The 21,059-nt window shown below is 71.8% G+C and carries 15 protein-coding genes; 11 read left to right on the forward strand and 4 right to left on the reverse strand.

Translation table 11 applies throughout. The features are described 5' to 3' along the window. Nucleotides 1-576: 576 nt before the first annotated feature. Together recX and recA are read right to left on the reverse strand one after the other, a co-directional pair. Nucleotides 577-2,460: a recombination regulator RecX gene (gene recX / locus ACZ6S0_RS52410; protein ID WP_465928574.1), complete on the reverse strand. Its 1,884-nt coding sequence runs from the start codon at nucleotides 2,458-2,460 to the stop codon at nucleotides 577-579. An 11-nt stretch (nucleotides 2,461-2,471) separates the two neighbouring features. Next, nucleotides 2,472-3,569, reverse strand: a complete 1,098-nt coding sequence (gene recA, locus ACZ6S0_RS52415) for a recombinase RecA (protein ID WP_465928576.1) — start codon at nucleotides 3,567-3,569, stop codon at nucleotides 2,472-2,474. Nucleotides 3,570-3,970: 401 nt separating this feature from the next. Between recA and ACZ6S0_RS52420 the strand changes: the two genes are divergently transcribed. Continuing rightward, a complete protein-coding gene (locus ACZ6S0_RS52420) occupies nucleotides 3,971-4,246 on the forward strand; it encodes a hypothetical protein (protein ID WP_465928578.1) in 276 nt (91 codons plus the stop codon). Between the two features lie 93 nt (nucleotides 4,247-4,339). Here ACZ6S0_RS52420 and ACZ6S0_RS52425 read toward each other — a convergent pair whose 3' ends face one another. Further along, entirely contained in the window at nucleotides 4,340-4,534 is a 195-nt protein-coding gene (locus ACZ6S0_RS52425) for a DUF3046 domain-containing protein (protein WP_465928580.1), read from the reverse strand. Nucleotides 4,535-4,814: 280 nt separating this feature from the next. After that, on the reverse strand, nucleotides 4,815-5,303 hold the full coding sequence (locus ACZ6S0_RS52430; RefSeq protein ID WP_465928581.1) for a VOC family protein: 489 nt from the start codon (nucleotides 5,301-5,303) through the stop codon (nucleotides 4,815-4,817). Between the two features lie 84 nt (nucleotides 5,304-5,387). On the opposite strand from ACZ6S0_RS52430, the gene ACZ6S0_RS52435 reads away from it, so the two are divergent. The 10 genes from ACZ6S0_RS52435 to ACZ6S0_RS52480 all read left to right on the forward strand — a co-directional run bounded on the left by ACZ6S0_RS52435 (nucleotide 5,388) and on the right by ACZ6S0_RS52480 (nucleotide 20,942). Then, on the forward strand, nucleotides 5,388-10,223 hold the full coding sequence (locus ACZ6S0_RS52435) for an ATP-dependent helicase (protein WP_465928583.1): 4,836 nt from the start codon (nucleotides 5,388-5,390) through the stop codon (nucleotides 10,221-10,223). Nucleotides 10,224-10,500: 277 nt separating this feature from the next. Further along, nucleotides 10,501-11,106: a TetR/AcrR family transcriptional regulator gene (locus ACZ6S0_RS52440; protein WP_465928586.1), complete on the forward strand. Its 606-nt coding sequence runs from the start codon at nucleotides 10,501-10,503 to the stop codon at nucleotides 11,104-11,106. After that, the gene (locus ACZ6S0_RS52445; RefSeq protein WP_465928588.1) at nucleotides 11,103-11,852 is read left to right on the forward strand and encodes an ABC transporter ATP-binding protein; all 750 of its coding nucleotides are present in this window, start codon (nucleotides 11,103-11,105) and stop codon (nucleotides 11,850-11,852) included. Before ACZ6S0_RS52440 ends, ACZ6S0_RS52445 begins: the two co-directional genes overlap by 4 nt. After that, the gene (locus ACZ6S0_RS52450) at nucleotides 11,843-13,582 is read left to right on the forward strand and encodes a hypothetical protein (RefSeq protein ID WP_465928590.1); all 1,740 of its coding nucleotides are present in this window, start codon (nucleotides 11,843-11,845) and stop codon (nucleotides 13,580-13,582) included. The genes ACZ6S0_RS52445 and ACZ6S0_RS52450 overlap by 10 nt, the downstream gene beginning before the upstream one ends. A gap of 219 nt (nucleotides 13,583-13,801) precedes the next feature. Next, nucleotides 13,802-15,418 (forward strand): ABC transporter substrate-binding protein, encoded by a 1,617-nt coding sequence (locus ACZ6S0_RS52455; RefSeq protein ID WP_465928592.1) that lies wholly within the window; start codon nucleotides 13,802-13,804, stop codon nucleotides 15,416-15,418. Beyond that, on the forward strand, nucleotides 15,418-16,377 hold the full coding sequence (locus ACZ6S0_RS52460) for an ABC transporter permease (RefSeq protein WP_465928594.1): 960 nt from the start codon (nucleotides 15,418-15,420) through the stop codon (nucleotides 16,375-16,377). The genes ACZ6S0_RS52455 and ACZ6S0_RS52460 overlap by 1 nt, the downstream gene beginning before the upstream one ends. Next, nucleotides 16,370-17,197: an ABC transporter permease gene (locus ACZ6S0_RS52465; protein WP_465928596.1), complete on the forward strand. Its 828-nt coding sequence runs from the start codon at nucleotides 16,370-16,372 to the stop codon at nucleotides 17,195-17,197. Before ACZ6S0_RS52460 ends, ACZ6S0_RS52465 begins: the two co-directional genes overlap by 8 nt. Next, complete coding sequence (locus ACZ6S0_RS52470) at nucleotides 17,194-18,159, forward strand: ABC transporter ATP-binding protein (protein ID WP_465928598.1); 966 nt, start codon at nucleotides 17,194-17,196, stop codon at nucleotides 18,157-18,159. The genes ACZ6S0_RS52465 and ACZ6S0_RS52470 overlap by 4 nt, the downstream gene beginning before the upstream one ends. Further along, nucleotides 18,156-19,124, forward strand: a complete 969-nt coding sequence (locus ACZ6S0_RS52475) for an ABC transporter ATP-binding protein (protein ID WP_465928600.1) — start codon at nucleotides 18,156-18,158, stop codon at nucleotides 19,122-19,124. The genes ACZ6S0_RS52470 and ACZ6S0_RS52475 overlap by 4 nt, the downstream gene beginning before the upstream one ends. A gap of 63 nt (nucleotides 19,125-19,187) precedes the next feature. After that, nucleotides 19,188-20,942 carry a gamma-glutamyltransferase family protein gene (locus ACZ6S0_RS52480; RefSeq protein WP_465928602.1) on the forward strand — a complete coding sequence of 585 codons (1,755 nt, stop codon included), beginning with the start codon at nucleotides 19,188-19,190 and terminating at the stop codon, nucleotides 20,940-20,942. The last annotated feature ends 117 nt before the right edge of the window (nucleotides 20,943-21,059 follow it).

A 21,059-nucleotide genomic window follows, 5' to 3' on the forward strand; every position in this document is an offset into this window, starting at 1 on the left:
CCTAGACCCGATGGCCATCAGCCAGGAATCCGTGATGACCGCCACACTCGACTCTCATGACCGCTCACCTGGAGTTTTCCACGGCCGCTCTCAGTGACACCGCCAGGTGACACCGCCAGGTGACACCGCCAGGTGACACCGCCAGGTGACACCGCCAGGTGACACCGCCAGGTGACACCGCCAGGTGACAGTGACGCCTGGCGGGCGGCGGGCCGGGAAGCGCCTGCCCATGGCAGCCGGGCGACGGTGGCGGTGGCAGCCAGGCGGGGCGCTGCAGCGGCGGGGGCGGCCCTGCGGAGCCGTCCTCCTCCATCTCAACTCTCCACTTCGAGAGCCTCCCGGAGAACGCCGATTACAAGCGGACGCGCTGCCAGTAGCCGACCGGCGGTAGACCACGAGGCACTGCCGACAGCCCGGCTAACCGCCAATGGCACTACCGGCGGCAGACCGGGAGGCACTGCCAGCAGCCCGGCTAACCGCCAACGGCACTACCGGTGGTGGACCAGCGGCAGACCGGGTGGCACTGCTGGTGGCAGACCGGTGATGCTGTCGGTGGCAGCCGGGCAGGACGCGGCGCTACGGGAAGTTGTCCTCCTCCATCTCAATCCCCTCCTGTTCGAGGGCCTCCCGGATGACGCGGAAGGCCAGCCCGGAAGGGTAGCCCTTGCGGGCCAGCATGCCCGCCAACCGCCGGGTGCGGGTCTGCGGGTCGAGGGATCGGGTGCCGGAGAGCTTGCGCTCCACCAGCCGCCGGGCCGTCTCCTCCTCCTGATCGGGGTCGAGACGCTCGACGGCCTCGTTGACCAGGTCGCCGTCGACTCCTCGACGGCGCAGCTCGGCCGCCAGGGCGCGCTTGGCCAGCCCGCGGCCGTGGTGCCGGGAGTCGACCCAGGCCGCCGCGAACGCCTCGTCGTTGATCAGCCCCAGCTCCGAGAACCGGCTGAGCACCGCCTCCGCAGCCTCCTCCGGAACCTCCCGCTTGCGCAGTGCCTCGGCGAGCTGGGCGCGCGTCTTGGGCGCGATGGTGAGCAGGCGCAGGCAGATGGCACGGGCCACCGACTCCGGATCGGCGTCGGACGCCGACCCGGCCGGGCTCTCGGCATCGGGCCCATCGGGCCACCGCCCCCGCTTCCGGCTCCCCTTCCGCCCTCCGCCACCAGACCGACCGGCCCCACGCCCACGCCGCCCGGCCTGGTCACCGAACCCCTCACCCGTCTCACCGTACGGACGTGTCTCAGCCCCGCCCCGACCCGCCGCCTCCTCCTCGACGTACGAGCCTGCCCCGCCGTCGTGCCGCTCCGCACCTCCGAGGTACGGACTCGCCCCAGCATCGTGCCGCTCCACGCCTCCCAGGTACGGGCTTGCCTCGGTGTCATGCCGCTCTACGCCTTCGCCGTACGGGCTCGTCTCCGTGTCGTATCGCCCCGACCTTCTGTCGGACGGGCGTGTCTCGAAGTCAGGCTCCTCAGAACGTACGGACGACTCGGACTTCCCGCCTGATCGCCGAGCACGCTTGCTAGACCCGTCGGAACGGCGGCCCTTGCCCGAACGTGGCTGCTGCCCACCGTCATCGGGCTCGGCCGCGAACCAACTGCTCCCGGCCAACACCTCGGAATGCCACTCGTCACTGGGACGCCGCTCCCGTGAGACGCCCTGCTGGGCCTCCAGACTGTCGTGGTCGCCCTCAGCCGCCCTTCCGTCCTCAGCCGCCCTTCCGCCGTCGGCACCCCCCGTACGGCGCCGGCCGCCCGCACCGCCACGACCGCTCGCGTCGTCGGCCGACCTTGACGACTTCTCACCGCCATGCTCAGGGGAAGATGCGAAGAAGCTTCGCCCAACGTCGGCGAGCGCCCCGAACGGGGCCCCCTCCGCGAACGTCCCGGACGCGGACGCCCCGGACGCAAATGCCTCGAACGCGACCGCCCCAGACGTAAATGCCCCGGACGCAACGGCCTCGGACGTAACCGCCTCTGACGCAACCGCCCTGGACGCGGAAATCTCAGACGCAAACGTCTCGGACGCGAAGGGCTCAGACCTGGACGCCTCAGGCGGGGTCCTCTCGTTGGCAGGACTACCCCCGTCCGGGTCGAGTGCCTTCGCCCGGTCTTCAGGGGTGTCGGGCCGCACGGCTGGCTCGTCCCGCGCGCCTGTCCGCGAGTCGGGGTGGAGCGGCTCGGGTGCTACGTCCGGAAGCGGATCACCGGCCTCCACAGCAGTGGCTGCCTCCTCCGCAGGGGCGGCTGCGTTCTCTGTTGCTGCGTTCTCTGTGGCGGCGGCCTGCTCTTCCTCGGCGCGCTGGCGGAGGCGTTGTTGCCGCCACTCGTCGACCGATGGCCAGCCGTCGGCGGAGGAGCGGGCCAGGTCCGGGCGAGCCGGGTCGCGGCGGCGTGATGGGGTGGGGTCTGGCCAGGCGCCCCGGTCGGAGGGGTGGGGCGCCTGTGGCCGGTCCGGACTGCTCATGGGGCGAACGATCAGACGTCACCCGGCTTGGGGGTGGACTTGGACCCACGGCCAGAGGAGGCGGCGGCGGCCGGGGCCGGAGCGGCGGCGGGCTCGGCGGCGGGGGCGTCGAGACGCGGGCCCACGCCCAGCTTGTCCTTGATCTTCTTCTCGATCTCGTTGGCCATGTCGGGGTGGTTCTTCAGGAAGTTGCGGGCGTTCTCCTTGCCCTGGCCGAGTTGGTCGCCCTCGTACGTGTACCAGGCGCCCGACTTGCGGACGAAGCCGTGCTCCACACCCATGTCGATGAGCCCGCCCTCGCGGGAGATGCCCACCCCGTAGAGGATGTCGAAGTCGGCGACGCGGAAGGGCGGGGCCATCTTGTTCTTGACGACCTTGACCCTGGTGCGGTTGCCGACCGCCTCCGTGCCGTCTTTGAGGGTCTCGATGCGGCGGATGTCCATGCGGACCGAGGCGTAGAACTTCAGCGCCTTACCACCGGTCGTCGTCTCGGGGCTGCCGAACATGACGCCGATCTTCTCGCGGAGCTGGTTGATGAAGATGGCGGTGGTGCCGGTGCTGCTGAGCGCGCCGGCGACCTTGCGCAGGGCCTGGGACATGAGGCGGGCCTGGAGGCCGACGTGGCTGTCGCCCATCTCGCCCTCGATCTCGGCCTTGGGCACCAGGGCCGCCACCGAGTCGATGACGATGATGTCGACGGCGCCGGACCTGATCAGCATGTCGGCGATCTCGAGCGCCTGCTCACCCGTGTCGGGCTGGGAGACCAGCAGGGCGTCGGTGTCGACCCCCAGCTTCTTGGCGTATTCGGGGTCGAGGGCGTGCTCGGCATCGATGAACGCCGCGATGCCGCCGGCCCGCTGGGCGTTGGCCACCGCGTGCAGGGCGACCGTGGTCTTACCCGAGGACTCAGGGCCGTAGATCTCCACGATGCGCCCGCGCGGCAGGCCGCCGATGCCGAGAGCCACGTCAAGGGAGATCGACCCCGTGGGGATCACCTCGATGGGGGCGCGGGCGTCGTCGCCCAGTCTCATGACGGAGCCCTTGCCGAACTGCCGCTCGATCTGAGCGAGCGCGGTCTCGAGGGCCTTCTCGCGGTCGTTGATAGCCATGGGAACTCCCCCTGGAGAGTCGTGGTTCGATCAGTCGAGTGAAAGCTACGGCCTGCCACCGACATTTTCTGCCGCAGTCGGGGAAGTCGTGGCTCGGCTTTGTTCATCGTAGCCGAACGGCTGTTCGATCTCAGCACGAACACGCAGGCAGCCGTCAAACGCCCGCCCACCAGTCGTCAGGGCCCGGCGTGAGCGTTCCCGAGGCCGTTCGAGGACGGTTCCGGCTGCCGCGCCGGCGGGCCGTCGGCGCGTGAGTCCGTCGAGCCGTACGCGCTGACCTTCGGCTTCGAGCCCCTGACCGTCGTCATGGGGCCACCCGCCCGACGACGCTCGCGCCGGCGTGTTGTCATGCGCGGTGAGCTGGGGAGACTCACAGCAGGGACGACAGCGGGAGGCGTCACGTGGCGAGCGGCTACACCGGGGAACGGCGCGTCCATCTCGAGACGCTCGCCGAATCGCTGCCCGCCCACGGTCTGGTCAGCCGCATGGTCGGAGGCGACGATCCGGTCCTGTGGGTGTGGCACCCGCGTACGGGCCGCCAGACGATCGTCTTCGCCACCCCGTCGAGCCGTGGCTGGCAGTACCTGTGGTCACCGGGCGGGCAGGACGCGGCCGGTGACCCGGAGCACACGGCGACCGCGCTGCGCCACACGCTCGACACGGCGCCCCTGGGCTGACGCCCCGAAAACGACCCCCCAAAACGACCCCCGAAAACGGCCCCTGAAGCCACCCCAGAAGCGGCCCCAGCGACCCCAAGGCGACCAAGGCTCTCAGCGCAGTTTGGACGAGACGTCCTCCACCTGGCAGACCGCGCGCCACACCGTCTTGGCACTCTCTCCGTCGGCCAGAGCCTGGACGACGGTGCGACCGCCCAGCGGGGCGATGACGTAGTCGCTGGCCCACGACTCGGCGTACGTCTCGCCGAAATGAGCGTTCATCCGTCTCCAGAACTCGGTCAGGCGCATGAACCCAAGTATGGAAGCGGGCCGAGGGTGGGTAGGACACCCCCATGCCAAAGACCCCCAAGTCTTCACCCCCGAAGACAGCCAAGACGAAAGCGAACCGGGCCAGGCGCCGCCACCTCCTGTCAGTGCTGCGGCAGTCCGTACGGAAGGAGAAGGCCGAGCGCGCAGAGCGGCACGCGGGCATCAGGCAGGCGCCGCGTGCGGGCAGTCCGCGTACGCGGCGGGCATCGCGGCGTTAGCCTGCGCGGCGTCGGATCTGCCCGGTAAAAGGGTTCCAGATCTACAGCACTCGCGCGCCGTACATCTCACCGAGTTGGTCGGCGAGCAGCTCCAGCCGGGCGCCGTCGGGGTCCTTGAAGTAAATGGAGGCGCCGCTCTCGACCTGGTGCGGCACGCCGGCCATCTCCAGCTTCCCGCGCAGACGTTCCCACGTGGCGGGGTCGACGGAGATCGCGATGTGGTGCAGCCCGCCGAGCACCTCCTGGTACGGCCCCACGTCGAGCCCGGGGAAGTCGAAGAACGCCAGCAGGTTGCCGTTGCCGAGGTCGAAGAAGAAGTGGCTGGAACCCTTGTAGTCGCGGTTCTCGATGATCTCGGTGAGCGGGAACTCCAGGAGTTCCTGGTAGAACTTGATGGTCCGTTCCACGTCGGACGAGAGCAGCGCCACGTGGTGCAGCCCCCGCGCGCTGCTGGACGGTCGGTGCGGTAACACGTAGCGCTCTCGTATGTCCGCACGGCGGGCGTCGATGGCCGCGTAGTCAATGGTCACGGACGCTGTATGTCCGCCAGGGCGCCCGCTCAACCTCCCGCCCCGGCGCCAAATGCGATTTCTGTCGGTCGCGCGAGGCAGTATGTGCTGGTGAGCACGCTAGACCAGTTCAGCCAGGTGACCAGGCAATGGTTCGCCGGAGCCTTCCAGGCTCCCACGGCCGCCCAGGAGGGGGCGTGGGAGTCGATCTCGCGTGGTGACAACACCCTGGTCGTGGCGCCCACCGGGTCGGGCAAGACGCTGGCGGCGTTCCTGTGGTCGCTCGACCGGCTCGCCGCCTCCGGCGCGAAAGGCCCCAGCGCAGAGGGCTCCAGCGCAGAAAGCCCCAGCACGAAAGGCTCCGGCACGAAAGGCTCCGGCGGAGGAGAGGCCCGCACGGGCACGCGGGTCGTGTACGTCTCACCGCTCAAGGCGCTGGCCGTCGACGTCGAGCGTAACCTGCGCGCGCCGCTGGCGGGGCTGAAGCAGACGGCGCGGCGGCTCGGGCTGCCGGTGCCGGAGATCTCGGTGGCGATCCGCTCGGGCGACACCCCGGCCGAAGACCGCAGGCGGTTCGCGGCCCGGCCGTCCGACATCCTCATCACCACGCCCGAGTCGCTGTTCCTGCTGCTCACCAGCCAGGCGCGGGAAGCGTTGCGGGGCGTGGAGACGGTGATCGTCGACGAGGTGCACGCGGTCGCGGGCACCAAGCGCGGCGCCCATCTGGCGCTCAGCCTCGAGCGGCTCGACGCGCTGCTCGACCGGCCGGCGCAGCGGGTGGGGCTGTCGGCGACCGTGCGTCCGGTGAGCGAGGTGGCGGCGTTCCTGGGGGGCACGCGTCCTGCCACCGTGGTGCAGCCGCCGTCGGACAAGCGGATCGAGGTCGAGGTCGTCGTCCCGGTGGAGGACATGACCGAGATGGAGGGCGTCCGTCCGGGCGGCGGCGGCGAGGAGGAGTTCGCCCCCGAGCCGGGCAACCGGTCGATCTGGCCGCACGTCGAAGACCGGCTGTTCGACCTGATCGAGGCCCACAGGTCGACGATCGTGTTCGCCAACTCGCGGCGGCTGGCCGAGCGGCTGTGCACGCGACTCAACGAACTGGCCTACGAACGCGAGCACGGCGGCCCCGAGGCGGTCTCCCCGATCGACCTGTCGATCTGGGAGACGGCCCCGGACTCCGAGCCGGGTCCGGCCCAGCGCATGCCCGCCGCGATGATGGCGCAGGCCGGGGCGAGCAAAGGTGCCGTGACGGAGATCGTCCGCGCGCACCACGGCTCGGTCTCCAAGGAGGAGCGGGCGCAGATCGAGGAGGCGCTGAAGTCGGGCCGCCTGCCCGCCGTGGTCGCCACTTCCAGCCTTGAGCTGGGTATCGACATGGGCGCGGTCGACCTGGTCGCGTGCGTGGAGGCGCCGCCGAGCGTGGCCAGCGGGCTGCAGCGCATCGGCCGGGCGGGGCACCAGGTGGGGGCGGTGTCCAGGGGCGTCATCTTCCCCAAATACCGGGGCGACCTCGTGCAGACCGCCGTGGTGGCCGAGCGCATGAAGAGCGGGCTGATCGAGGAGCTGCGCTATCCGCGTAACCCGCTCGACGTGCTGGCCCAGCAGATCGTGGCGATGACCGCGCTCGACGAGTGGACGGTCGACGAGCTGGAGTCCGTGGTCAAGCGGGCCGCCCCCTACGCCACGCTGCCCAGGAGCGCGCTGGAGGCCACCCTCGACATGCTGGCCGGGCGCTACCCGAGCGAGGAGTTCGCCGAGCTGCGCCCGCGCATCGTCTGGGACCGTGTCACCGGCGTCCTCCAGGGGCGTCCCGGCGCGCAGCGGCTGGCGGTCACCAACGGCGGCACGATCCCCGACCGGGGGCTGTTCGGCGTGTTCCTGGTGGGCGAGCGCGGCTCCAGGGTGGGCGAGCTGGACGAGGAGATGGTCTACGAGTCGCGCGTCGGCGACGTGTTCGTGCTGGGCGCGACCTCGTGGCGGATCGAGGACATCACGGCCGACCGGGTGCTCGTCTCGCCCGCGCCGGGGCAGCCGGGCAAGCTGCCGTTCTGGCACGGCGACGCGCCTGGGCGGCCGGCCGAGCTGGGCCGGGCGATCGGGCAGTTCCTTCGCGAGCAGGCCAAACAGGACACGACGGAACGCATGCGGGCGGCGGGGCTCGACGAGTTCGCCTCCGCCAACCTGCTGGCCTACCTCGCGGAGCAGCGTCAGGCGACCGGCTACGTCCCCGACGACCGCACCCTCCTGGTCGAACGCTTCCACGACGAGCTGGGCGACTGGCGGGTGGTCATCCACTCCCCCTACGGCGCGCGGGTGCACGCCCCGTGGGCGCTGGCGATCAACCGGCGGCTGCGCGAGCGCTACGGCATCGACGTGCAGGCCGTCCACTCCGACGACGGCATCGTGCTGCGCATCCCCGACACGCTGGCCGAGCCGCCCACCGACGTGGCGGCCTTCGACGCCGAGGAGATCGAGCAGATCGTCACCGAGGAGCTGGGCGGGTCGGCCATGTTCGCCTCCCGGTTCAGGGAGTGCGCGGGCCGGGCGCTGCTGCTGCCGCGCCGTACGCCGGGCAGGCGCAGCCCGCTGTGGCAGCAGCGGCAGCGGGCCGCTCACCTGCTGGGTGTGGCCTCGCAGTACGCCTCGTTCCCGATCGTGCTGGAGACCATGCGCGAGTGCCTGCAGGACGTCTTCGACGTGCCGGGGCTGGTCCAGCTCATGCGCGACATCGCCGCCCGCAGGGTGCGGGTGGTGGAGGTGGAGACGTCGCAGGCGTCGCCGTTCGCGGCGGCCCTGCTGTTCCACTACGTGGGCGCGTTCATGTACGAGGGTGACGCGCCGCTGGCCGAACGCCGCGCGCAGGCCCTGGCGCTCGACACCACCCTGCTGGCCGAGCTGCTCGGCCAGGCCGACCTGCGTGAGCTGCTCGACCCCGACGTCATCTCCGACACGGAACACGAGCTGGCCCGGCTCGACCGGCCGCTGCGTGACCTGGAGGACCTGGCCGACCTGCTGCGTTCGCACGGGCCGCTGTCGACCCCCGACGTGAGCGTACGCGGCGGCGACCCGGCCTGGCTGGAGGAGCTCGAACGAGCCCGGCGCGCGATCAGGGTGCGCATCGCCGGCGAGCAGCAGTGGGCCGCCATCGAGGACGCCGCGCGCATGCGCGACGCGCTCGGGGTTCCGCCGCCCGTCGGGGTGCCGCACGCCTTCCTGGAGCCGGTGGCCGATCCGCTGGCCGACCTGGTGGCCCGGCACGCCCGTACGCGCGGGCCCTTCCACGCGGGCACGGCCGCCGCCCGGTTCGGGCTGGGCGTGGCCGTGGTCACCGACGCGCTGCGGCGGCTGGCGGCGACCGGGCGGGTGGTCAGCGGGGAGTTCCGGCCGGGCGGGCGGGGTGAGGAGTGGTGCGACGCGGGCGTGCTCCGGATGCTGCGCCGCAGGTCGCTGGCCCGGCTGCGCAAGGAGGTCGAACCGGTCGCGCCCGAGACGCTGGCGCTCTTCCTGCCCGCCTGGCACGGCATCACCGGCTCCGGCCTGGCCGAGCGCGGCGCCACCGGGTCGGTCGAGCGTGGCCTGACGGGCTCGGCCGAGCGTGGCCTGACTGGGCCGGCCGAGCACGGCGGGACCGGGTCGGCGCGGGCCATGGACGCGCTGGTCCGTTCGATCGAACAGCTCCAGGGGGCCGCCGTGCCGGCCTCGGCGCTGGAGACGCTGGTGCTGCCGTCCCGGGTGCCCGGCTATCACCCGGCGCTGCTCGACGAGCTGACCTCGTCGGGCGACGTCATGTGGGTGGGGCAGGGCTCGCTGCCCGGCGGTGACGGGTGGGTGTCGCTCTACTTCGCCGACACCGCGCCGCTGCTGATGCCCGAGCCCGCCGACATCACGCTGACCCCGGTGCACGAACGGGTGCTCGAACTGCTCGGCGGGGGTGGCGCGCTGTTCTTTCGCGGTCTCTCCGACCAGGTCGGATCGCTGGACGACGCGGCGCTGGCGTCCGCGCTGTGGGACCTCGTGTGGGCCGGGCGGGTGTCGGGTGACACGCTCGCGGCCCTGCGGGCCACGCTCGGCACCGGGCGTCCCGCGCACCGGCCCGCCACGACGCGGCGGCGGCGGGCGGTGCTGCCGAGCAGGAGCGGGCCTCCGACCGTGGCGGGGCGATGGTGGTTGCTGCCGTCGCCGGGGCCCGACGCCACCCAGCGGGCCCATGCGCAGGCCGAGGTGCTGCTGGAGCGGCACGGGGTGGTGACGCGGGGGGCGGTGACCTCCGAACGGCTGCCCGGCGGATTCACGCCCGTCTATCAGGTTCTACGGGCCTACGAGGAGGGTGGGCGATGCCGCCGGGGCTACTTCGTCGAGGGCCTCGGGGGCGCGCAGTTCGCCCTGCCCGGGGCGGTCGACCGGATGCGTGCTCTGGCTCCGGGCATCGCCCCGGGTTCCGCGCCCGGTGACGCCCCTTCCGGCCCGGTCCTCGGTTCCGGGGAGAGACCGGCCCTTGGTGCCCGGGAGAGACCGGTCCTCGGTGCCCGGGAGAGACCGGTCCTCGGTGCCGACAGGCGGAGGCCGGGTGGTGGGCGGCGAGCCGTGGTGCTGGCCGCCGCCGACCCGGCCAACCCGTACGGCGCCGCGCTCCCCTGGCCACAGCACCCCGGCGACGTCGGCCACAAACCGGGCAGGAAGGCGGGGTCGCTGGTCGTGCTGGTCGACGGCCACCTCGTCCTGTACGTGGAGCGCGGGGGCAAGACGCTGCTGTCGTTCACCGACGGTGAGCGGCTGCAACCGGCGGTCGACGCACTGGCCTTGGCGGTCCGTGACGGCGCCCTGGGCAAGCTGACCGTCGAACGCGCCGACGGCGCCGCCATCACCGACTCCCCGTTGGCGGCGGCGCTGGAGTCGGCCGGGTTCCACCCCACCCCACGCGGGCTGCGGCTACGCGCCTGAGCCGAGTCCCACCCCACCCCACGCGGGCTCCGGCTACGCGCCTGAGCCGAGTCTCACCCCACCCAGCGCGGGCTTCGACTGCGCGCCTGAACCGGGTCCCACCCCACACGTGCTCCGACTGCGCGCCTGAGCCGGGTCCCATCCGGCCCCGCGCAGGCTACGCCGCTGCCTCGGGCGACCGCGCGCAGCGGGCGGCGTCCGCGAACCGTCGCACGATGATTCCCCGCCCCCATCAGGGGCTTTGCCGGAATTTGAATGGCCGTTTAAAGTTTTGAGCGTGGCATCAGAAAGTCGGACGTTCATTGAAGAGGCGCGCAGGGCCCAGATCATCGCCTGCGCCGTCGAGGTGCTCGCCGACCACGGATACGCCCGCACCACGCTGGCCAGGATCGCCAAGCAGGCCAAGATCAGTACCGGCGTGATCTCGTACCACTTCGGCGGGAAGACGCAGCTCATCCAGGCGGTCGTCACGGAGGTGGCCAGGCTGGCCACCGACCTGATGGTCCCGCGCATCGTCGCCCAGCCCACCGCGACCGAGGGCCTGCGCGCCTACATCGAGAGCAACCTCGAGTTCATGCGGCTGCACCGCAAGCCTCTCCTGGCGCTGGTGGAGATCATCACCCACCTGCCGGGCGAGGAGGGCGGCCCCGGCCCGTACGCCGAGCAGGCCGAGATCGCGATCACCGACCTGGAGAAGGTGCTGGAGTGGGGCCGGCGATCGGGCGAGTTCCGCGACTTCGACCAGCGGAGCATGGCCATCGCGATCCGGGGCGCCATCGACGCCGTCCCGGGGCGGCTCCTCGCCGACCCCGGCTTCGACCTCGACCTGCTCGCCCGCGAGCTGGTCACCATCTTCACCCTCGCCACCAGGAGACAAGCATGACAGCGGCCTTGGAGATCAACGGGTTAGCCAAGACCTTCGGCGAGAACGTCGCCGTGGACCACGTCGATCTGACCGTCCCGCAGGGCTCCTTCTACGGGCTGGTCGGGCAGAACGGCGCGGGCAAGACGACCACGCTGTCGATGGCGGTGGGCCTGCTGCGGCCCGACGCCGGCACGGCGCGGATCTTCGGGGCCGACGTGTGGTCCGATCCCGCGCGGGCCAAGCAGCTCGTCGGGGTGCTGCCCGACGGGCTGGCCATGCCGGAGCGGCTCACCGGGCGCGAGGTGCTGACCTATCTCGGCCTGCTGCGCGGGCTGAGCAAGGAGGTGGTGGCCGAGCGGGCCGAGGAGCTGCTGTCGGTGCTGGAGCTGGACGCGGCCGAGAAGACGCTCGTGATCGAGTACTCGACCGGCATGCGCAAGAAGATCGGCCTGGCCACGGCGCTGCTGCACGCGCCCAGGCTGCTGGTGCTGGACGAGCCGTTCGAGGCGGTGGACCCGGTGTCGGCGGCGACGATCAAGATGATCCTGCGCGGCTTCGTGGCGGGCGGCGGCTCGATCGTGCTGTCCAGCCACGTGATGGCGCTGGTCGAGCAGCTCTGCGACCACGTGGGCGTGATCGACAAGGGCCGGGTGGCGGCGGCCGGCCCGCTGGACGAGGTACGCGGCTCGGCCACCCTGGAGGACCGGTTCGTGGACCTGGTGGGCGCGGGTTCGACGGCGGCCAGGGGGCTGTCATGGCTGTAGCGATCACGATGGTCAGGATGAAGGTCGCGATCCTGCGCCATTCGGCCAAGGGCCAGCGGGGCGGCATGATGGCGACGGGCGGCACGCTCGGCCTGGTGCTCGCGGCCGGCACGATCTACCTGGCCTTCCTGGGGGGCGACTGGCCGGCCGCGGCGTACGCGGTGTGGATGCTGGGCTGGATCATCGGCCCGGTCTTCTCCGGCGGCGGCGACGAGACGCTGCGCCCGGAGTTCTTCTCGCTGATTGGGCTGCCCGCGCGGCGGATGGCGGCGGGGCTGCTGGTGTCGGCGTTCGTGGGCGTGGCGCCGGTGATCAGCCTGGTGGCGCTGGCCGGTCTGGTCGTGGCCGCGACCACGCCGGTGAACGCGCTGGTGGCGGCGCCGGCGATGGTGCTGCAGCTCGCGGTGTTCGTGTTGCTGTCGAAGGTGGCGGTGGCGCTGCTGGGCATCGCGCTGCGTTCGCGGGCCGGGGCGGTGGCCGCGGGGGTGATCAACGGCGCGGTGCTGGCCTTCCTGGGGCAGGCGTGGGTGTTCGCGGTGGCGTTCGGGCAGGGCGGGCGGATCCCGGAGTTCGTCCGGTACCTGCCGTCGGGCTGGGGGTTGCTGGCCGTCCGGGGTGAGTATCCGGCGCTGGCCGCGATGGCGGTGCTGATCGTGCTGCTGCTGGCGGCGTGGGCGGCGTTGCTGTCGCGGCGGGCGGGCGCGAGCCGGCCCTCGGCCCGTGGGCGGCGGCCGATGCGGGCCGCCACCGGGCGCGGCGCGGTGGTCGCCAAGGAGTTGCGTACGTGGTCGCGTGACCTCGTACGCAACCATCAGCTCACGTTCGCGCTGGCCTACGGGGTGTTCTTCGCGGGCGCGCCCCTCGTGCTGGGCTGGACGGGCATGTTGCCGTGGGCGGCGCCGATCTTCATCGTCATGGCGGCGGCGATGACCGCCAACGTCTACGGCACCGACGGCACCGCCCTCTGGCTCGCGCTGATGACGCCGGGCTCGTCCGACGTGCGGGGCAGGCAGTTGGCCTGGCTGGTGACGGTGGGACCGGTGGCGGTGCTGGTGGCGGTGGCGTTCACGCTGGTCACCGGCGGGCCGTGGGCGCTGGTCCTGGCGGCCGTGGCCGCGCTGCTGGGCGGCGCGGCGGGGCTGGTGCCGCTCGTCTCGGTGTACGCACTGGTGCCGGGCACCGATCCGCAGCGGCGCACCGGCAACCCGCTGCGCACCAGCGAGGACGACGGCGCGCTGACCGGGCTGGCGTATCTGACGTTGGCGCTCGTGGCGCTGACGGGGGCGCCGGCCGTCGCGGTCGCGGCCCTGTCCGGCTGGTGGGGCGTGCCGGTCGGCCTGGTGACCGGCGCGCTGTGCTACTGGGGGTTCGGCCTGCTCGCGCAGCGGCGGCTGGCGGCCCAGGGCCCCGAGCTGCTCCACCTGATGCGTACGGGCCGCCGTCCCGACGGGCGGGCCGCCGCGGGCGCGTCGTTCAAGCTGCCCGACATGCCGAAGGCGCAGCGGGCCATCGTGATCACGGGGGTGTCGTTCGGCGCCATCCCACTGATCCCGCAGGGAGTGCTCGCGGCCGTCTTCGTCTCGGACGGGCGGCTGCGGCACTCGTGGTTCCTGGCCACGTACATGCCGCCGGGGCTGCGCTGGCCGGTGGCGATCGGGTTCATGGTGCTCGGCCTGGCCATGTACGGCGTGAGCCTGTGGCTGGTACAACGGGCTAAGAAGAAGACCTGACTCCTTGTCAACGATGGTCCCGACACGTGTGACCGCACTCCGGGCACGTCCCGCCGGTCCGCAGGACGATGCCCCCGGCGGGCCCGGCGCGGCACCCGCCAACGCACTAAAACCCCCAAACGATTGGAAAACACTCAGGTAACAACCTAGGGTTGCGAAATACCATTGCAATGTCAGGTCTTGTATACAGTCTCCCAAATACGCACCAACGGAGGCCCCATGAGACCGTCCCCCAGGCTCGTCGTGGCACTGGCCGCCTTCCCCCTCGCTCTGATGGCTTGCGGCGGAGGCGGCTCCGGCTCCACGCCCTCGGCCCCTCCCTCGGTATCCGCCCACTCGGCCGACAACCGGCCGGTCAGAAGCGGCGGCACGCTGAACATCGCGCTCAACGCCGACCCCGACGCCCTCGACCCGAGCATCTCGACCACGCTGGTGGGCCGCGAGGTGTTCGCGAACATGTGCGAGAAGCTCTACGACATCGACGCCTCCGCGAGCCTCGTCCCGCAGCTCGCCACCGCCCTGCCCGAGGTCTCCGACGACGGCGAGGAGGTGACGATCAAGCTGCGCCAGGGCGTGAAGTTCAACGACGGCACGGCCTTCGACGCCGAGGCGGTCAAGAAGTCCCTGGACCGGCATCGCACCTGGGAGAAGTCCGCGCGCCAGGCCGACCTGGCGGCGGTGTCCGAGGTCACGGTGGTCGACCCGGCGACCGTGCGGCTCACGCTGTCGCAGGCGTTCACGCCGCTGACCGCGCAGCTCGCCGACCGCGCGGGCATGATCATGTCACCGAAGGCGCTCGACTCCGCCGCCGACAACTTCGGCGCGAGCCCGGTGTGCGTCGGGCCGTTCAAATTCGCGAGCAGGACCTCCGGCAGCCAGATCGTGCTGGACAGGGCGCCGGACTACTACGACGCGGCCAAGGTCAAGCTGGACCGGCTGGTCTACAAGATCATCGTCGACCCCAACGTACGGGCCGCGAACCTCAAGTCCGGCGACGTGCAGGTGGCCGACCAGCTCGCCACGACCACGGTCAAGAGCGTGCAGACCGACCCCAACCTGACCGTCGTGTCCGGCGGCGGCCTCGGCTACTACGGCATCACGATCAACACCGGGAACGCCAACGGCTCCACCGAGCAGCCGGGCACCGTGAACACGGCGCTGGCCAAGAGCCCGGAGCTGCGTGAGGCGTTCGAGCTGGCGCTCGACCGCGACGTGATCAACAAGACCGTGTACAACGGCCTGCACGAGGTGGACTGCTACCCGGTGGCGCTGGACAGCCCGTACCGGTCGAAGGACCTGCAGTGCCCCGGGCGCGACCTCGCCAAGGCCAAGCAGCTCGTACAGGCGTCCGGCGTGCCGACGCCGGTGCCGGTCACGCTCACCAGCCCGAACGACGCCGTCAACCAGCGCCTGGCGCAGGTGATCCAGCAGATGGCCAAGGAGGCCGGCTTCGACGTGAGCGTGCAGACGGCCGAGTTCGTCAGCGCCCTTGAGCAGGGCAAGTCGGGCAAGTTCGACGTGTTGCTGAACGGCTGGTCGGGCCGCGTCGACCCGGACGGCAACCTCACGAACCTGGTCACCACCAAGGGCAGCAACAACTACAGCGGCATGTCGGACCCGGGCATCGACGACCCGATCAAGCAGGCCGCCGCCGAGTCCGACCCGGCCAAGCGGGCCGAGCTCTACGGCAACTCCATGCGCAGGGCCGCCGAGCTTCGGGGCGTCCTGTACCTGTACCACAACAAGTACTACCTGGGCATGAGCAAGAACGTCGCCGGCGTCCAGTACTTCAAGGACGGCCTGCCGCGCTTCGTCACCGCCGGGTTCGCCGCGTAATGCTCTGGTTCATCCTCCGGCGCTGCGGATCAGCGGTGATCGTGCTGTTCCTGGGCAGCGTCCTGATCTTCCTGGGGATCAGGGCGCTGCCGGGCGACCCGGCCACGGTCATGGCGGGCGAGGAAGCCTCGCCCGCCGTGGTGGCGGCCATCCGGCACGAGTTCGGCCTGGACAAGCCGCTGCCCGCGCAGTACCTCGACTACGTCGGCCAGACGCTCTCCGGCAACCTCGGCCGCTCGACGCAGGACCAGCTCCCCGTGATCGACATCATCGCCGAACGGCTGCCGGTGACGCTGGAGCTGTCGGCGCTGGCCATGCTGGTCGCGATCGTGGTCGGCGTGGGGGCGGGCATCGTGGCGGCCGTCCGGCGCGGCAAGGCCGCGGACTACCTGGCCACCGGGTTCGGCCTGGCCGGGCTGTCGGTGCCGCACTTCTGGCTGGGCCTGCTCGGCATCCTGCTGTTCGCGGTCACCTGGCGGGTGCTGCCCGCCTCCGGGTACGTCCCCTTCACCGAGGACCCCGTCCAGAACCTCCAGCGCATGATCCTGCCCGCGCTCGTGCTCGGCACCGGCTTCGCCGCGATCCTCATGCGGCAGACCCGCTCGGCCATGCTGGGCGCGCTGTCGGCCGACTACGTCCGCACCGCCAGGTCGAAGGGCCTGTCTGAGGCCAAGGTCGTGGGCGCGCACGCGCTGCGCAACAGCCTGACGACCGTGGTGACCGTGCTCGGCCTGCAGCTCGGGGCGCTGATCAGCGGGGCCGTGGTGACCGAGCAGATCTTCGTGATCCCCGGCTTCGGCAAGCTGACCGTGGACGCGGTCCTGACCAGGAACTACCCGGTCATCCAGGCCGTCGTGCTGATCACGGTCATCGGATACGTGCTGGTCAACCTGCTCGTCGACATCGCCTACGCCTTGCTCAACCCGCGCATCAGGCTGTCGGGAGGCGCCCATGACTAGGCTGTGGCGGCGCTTCAGCAGACGTCCGATGCCGATGGCCGGGCTGGTGCTGGTGGTGGCGTTCGTGCTGCTGGCGCTGGTCGGCCCGCTGGTGACCGGCGATCCGGCGGCGCAGGACTACCTGGCCACGCTCGCGCCGCCGTCGGGCGCGCACCCGATGGGCACCGACGACCTGGGGCGCGACGCGTTCGCCAGGATCGCGCACGGCGCCCAGGTCTCGTTGCAGGCCGGGGTGCTGTCCACGCTGCTGGCGATGGCCGTGGGCATCCCGATCGGGCTGGTCGCCGGGTTCTACCGGCGCTGGCTGGACCCGATCGTGATGCGGCTGGTGGACGTGACGCTGGCGTTCCCGTTCCTGGTGTTCGCGGTCGGCCTGGCGGCGATCATCGGGCCCTCGCTGAAGGGCGTGGTGCTGGCGCTGGGCTTCTCCCAGCTCCCCGCCGTCATCCGGATCACCAGGGGCGAGGTGCTGGCGGTCAGGGAGATGGACTACGTGGCCGCGGCCGTCGCCGACGGCTCGGGAGACGGGCACCTCATCTTCCGCTACGTCCTGCCGAACTGCGCCAGCCCCCTCATCGTGCAGGCCACGGTGGCGATCCCGGCGGCGATCATCGGGGAGTCCACGCTGTCGTTCCTGGGCCTGGGCGTTCAGCCGCCGACCCCGTCGTGGGGCGTGATGCTGACGACGGCCCAGCAGTACCTGAGCGACGCGCCGTGGCTGGCGGTCTGGCCCGGTCTCATGATCGCGCTGGCCACGCTCGGCTTCAACCTGCTCGGTGACGGGCTGCGTGACGTACTGGATCCGAGGAGCGTCCGATGAGCCTGCTGGAGATCACCGACCTGAGCGTGGCCTTCGACACCGAGGACGGCCTCGTCCAGGCGGTCAGGGACATCTCGCTCACCCTGGACGAGGGCGAGATCCTCGCGCTGTGCGGGGAGTCCGGCTGCGGCAAGTCGGTCACCGCCATGTCGGTGCCCAGGCTGCTGCCGCCGGACACGACCCGGCTGTCGGGCTCGGTCAGGCTCGACGGCCGCGAGCTGACCACGCTCCCGGAGGCCGAGCTGCGGCGGGTACGCGGCAAGGAGGTCTCGGTCGTCTTCCAGGAGCCGATGACCTCGCTGAACCCGTCGTTCTCCGTCGGATACCAGATCACCGAGGTGCTGCGCCGGCACGAGCGCCTGTCGCGGCAGGCCGCCGGCCGGCGGGCCGTGGAGCTGCTGGAGCTGGTCGGCATCCCGGCGGCGCGGCGCAGGATGAAGGAGTACCCGCACCAGCTCTCCGGCGGCATGCGGCAGCGCGTGATGATCGCGATCGCGGTGGCCTGCTCGCCGCGGGTGCTGATCGCCGACGAGCCCACCACGGCGCTCGACGTGACGATCCAGGCCGGGGTGCTGGACGTGTTCCGCGACCTGCGCGACCGCCTGGGCACCGCGATCATCCTGATCACGCACGACCTGGGCGTGGTGGCCGACCTCGCCGACCGGGCCGTGGTCATGTACGCGGGCCGCGCCGTCGAGCAGGCCCCGGTGACCGAGCTGTTCGCGAGCCCGCGGCACCCGTACACGCTGGGGCTGATGAAGGCCCTGCCCTCCGCAGCGGTGAACGGCCGCCTGGCCGAGATCCCCGGCCTGGTGCCCTCGCCGCTCTCCGACCCCGACGAGTGCGCCTTCCACGACCGCTGCCCGCGCGTCCAGCCGGACTGCCGGCTGTCCAGGCCCCCGCTCACCCGCCAGGCCGACGACCATCTCGCCGCCTGCTACCACCCTGGAGGTGGGACGTGATCCTGCGCATCGACGACCTGGTCAAGCACTACGGCCCGGTACGCGCCGTGGACGGCCTGTCGCTGGAGATCGGCCAGGGCGAGGTGCTCGGACTGGTCGGCGAGTCGGGCAGCGGCAAGTCGACCGTCGGCAAGTGCGTGCTGCGCCTGACCGAGCCGACCGCGGGCACGATCGAGCTGGACGGGCGCGACATCACGCACCTGTCGCGCCGGGCCATGCGCCCGCTGCGCAGGAACGTCCACATGGTCTTCCAGGACCCCTTCTCCTCGCTCAACCCGCGTTTCACGATCGAGCGGATCGTGGCCGAGCCGCTGCTGCGGCACCGGCTGGCCGATCGGCGAGAGACGGCGCGGCGCGTGGCCGCCATGCTGGAGAGGGTCGGGCTGCGCCAGGAGATGCGGGCGCGCCACCCGCACGAGCTGTCCGGCGGGCAGCGGCAGCGGGTGGGGCTGGCCAGGGCGCTGATCCTGGAGCCCAGGCTGGTCGTGGCCGACGAGCCGGTGTCGGCGCTGGACGTGTCGGTGCAGGCGTCGGTGCTCAACCTGATCACCGACCTGCAGCGCGACATGGGCTTCTCGTGCCTGTTCATCACCCATGACCTGTCGGTGGTGGAGTTCCTGGCCGACCGGATCGCGGTCATGTACCTCGGCAAGATCGTGGAGTCCGGGCCGACGGCCGAGATCTTCGCCGGGCCGCGGCATCCGTACACGCAGGCCCTGTTGTCGGCCGCGCCGGTGGCCGACCCGGTCAGGCAGCGGGAGCGGCGCAGGATCGTGCTGGGCGGCGACGTGCCCAGCCCGGTCGATCCGCCCTCGGGCTGCCGGTTCCACACCCGGTGCCCGCTCGCGTACGACGAGTGCCGTACCATCGAGCCCCCTTTGACCGATTCACGCGGCAACGGCCATCCGGCCGCCTGCCATCTGGTCACGGCGGACCGCGTCCCCGACGCGGCCGCGGTGCGATAGCGCCGTCCCACAGAAGGAGAGATCTTGTTCACCACCAGGCCCGAGCTGACGGGCGACTTCGGGATGGTCGCCGGCACGCACTGGCTGGCCTCCGCCACCGGCATGGGCGTGCTGGAGCGCGGCGGCAACGCGTTCGACGCGGCGGTGGCCGCCGGATTCGTGCTGCAGGTCGCCGAGCCGCACCTGAACGGCCCCGGCGGCGAGGTGCCGATCCTGTTGTGGAGCGAGGCCGAGCAGAAGGTGTCGGTCGTGTGCGGGCAGGGCACCGCCCCCGCCGCGGCCACCATCGAGCGCTTCGCCGAGCTGGGCCTGGACGTCGTGCCCGGCACCGGGCTGCTGGCGGCGACCGTGCCCGGGGCGTTCGGCGGCTGGATGCTGCTGCTCGAACGCTGGGGCACCTGGTCGCTGGCCGACGTGCTGGCTCCCGCGATCCACTACGCCGAGCAGGGAGTGCCGGTGCTGGAGCGGATCTCGGCCACGATCGAGTCCGTCGAGGGGCTGTTCAACGACGACTGGCCCACCTCAGCGGCCCGGTGGCTGCCCGGCGGGAACGTCCCGGCCCCCGGCTCGAAGCTGGCCAACCCCGTGCTGGCCGCCACCTACCGGCGGGTGGTCGCCGAGGCCGAGTCCGCGTCGAGCACCCGCGAGGGTCAGCTCGCCGCCGCCAGGAAAGCCTGGTACGAGGGCTTCGTGGCCGAGGCCGTCGCCGCGTTCTGCGCCAAGACGGCCTGGCGCGACAGCTCGGGCGAGGTGCACGGCGGGCTGCTGACCGGCGACGACCTGGCGGGCTGGACGGCCACCGTCGAAGAGCCGCTGACCTTCGACTACCACGGCCACACCGTGTGCAAGACGGGCCCGTGGGGACAGGGGCCGGTGTTCCTGCAGCAGCTCGCCCTGCTGAAGGACCTCGGCCTGGACGCGGCGGACTTCCTCGGCGCCGACTACGTGCACACGGTCACCGAGGCCGCCAAGCTGGCCTTCGCCGACCGCGAGGCGTGGTACGGCGACACCGACGTGCCCATGTCCGACCTGCTGAGCCCGGCCTACAACGCCGAGCGACGCCGGCTGATCGGCCCCCACGCCAGCCTGGAGCTGCGGCCCGGCGCTCCCGGCGGGCGCGCGCCGCTCCTGCCCGACTTCCCCGGCCCGGGCACCGCCGGCGACGCTCCCGGCCTGTCCGGCGCCCGCTCGCCCCAGGGCGTGGGCGAGCCCACGGTGGCCCGCGACGGCACGGTCAAGGGCGACACCTGCCACGTCGACGTCGTGGACCGGTTCGGCAACATGGTCTCCGCCACCCCCAGCGGCGGCTGGCTGCAGAGCTCCCCCACCATCCCCGAGCTGGGGTTCTGCCTGGGCACACGGGCTCAGATGTTCTGGCTGCAGGACGGCGTGGCCGCGGCCCTGCGCCCGGGGACGCGCCCGCGCACCACGCTGTCGCCGTCGTTCGCGCTCAGGGACGGCAGGCCGTGGCTGGCCTTCGGCACGCCGGGCGGCGACCAGCAGGACCAGTGGAGCCTGGCCTTCTTCCTCGCGGTCGTCCACGGCGGGCTGAACCTGCAGGAGGCCATCGACGCCCCCATGTTCCACTCCGAGCACTTCCCCAGCTCGTTCTACCCGCGCGGGTCCCGCCCCGGTGTCCTGCACGTCGAGGACCGCGTCGACCCGGGCGTCGTGGCGGAGCTGCGGCGGCGCGGCCACGAGGTCGAGGTGCAGGACCCGTGGTCGCTCGGCCGGCTCAGCGCGGTCGCCCGCGACGGTGCCTTCCTCAAGGCCGCCGCCAACCCGCGCGGCGCCCAGGGCTACGCCGCCGGACGGTGACGGCCTGGCGGGGCGCGCGACGGCTAGATGATTGATGCCAAGGCATAGCTGCGGAGATAGGGCGAGGGTGCCCATGCTCGATGTGTGACGAAAGAGTTAGACACCCTCGCAACTGCA

This window comes from Nonomuraea sp. NPDC051298 (assembly GCF_055586305.1).

Bases quoted from the DNA above. Each gene is read 5' to 3' on its own strand.
- recA (WP_465928576.1), bottom strand. From the start codon at position 3,569: ATGGCTATCAACGACCGCGAGAAGGCCCTCGAGACCGCGCTCGCTCAG.
- ACZ6S0_RS52480 (WP_465928602.1), top strand. From the start codon at position 19,188: ATGGTCGCCGGCACGCACTGGCTGGCCTCCGCCACCGGCATGGGCGTG.
- ACZ6S0_RS52460 (WP_465928594.1), top strand. From the start codon at position 15,418: ATGCTCTGGTTCATCCTCCGGCGCTGCGGATCAGCGGTGATCGTGCTG.
- ACZ6S0_RS52450 (WP_465928590.1), top strand. From the start codon at position 11,843: ATGGCTGTAGCGATCACGATGGTCAGGATGAAGGTCGCGATCCTGCGC.
- recX (WP_465928574.1), bottom strand. From the start codon at position 2,460: ATGAGCAGTCCGGACCGGCCACAGGCGCCCCACCCCTCCGACCGGGGC.
- ACZ6S0_RS52425 (WP_465928580.1), bottom strand. From the start codon at position 4,534: ATGCGCCTGACCGAGTTCTGGAGACGGATGAACGCTCATTTCGGCGAG.
- ACZ6S0_RS52470 (WP_465928598.1), top strand. From the start codon at position 17,194: ATGAGCCTGCTGGAGATCACCGACCTGAGCGTGGCCTTCGACACCGAG.
- ACZ6S0_RS52445 (WP_465928588.1), top strand. From the start codon at position 11,103: ATGACAGCGGCCTTGGAGATCAACGGGTTAGCCAAGACCTTCGGCGAG.
- ACZ6S0_RS52465 (WP_465928596.1), top strand. From the start codon at position 16,370: ATGACTAGGCTGTGGCGGCGCTTCAGCAGACGTCCGATGCCGATGGCC.
- ACZ6S0_RS52455 (WP_465928592.1), top strand. From the start codon at position 13,802: ATGAGACCGTCCCCCAGGCTCGTCGTGGCACTGGCCGCCTTCCCCCTC.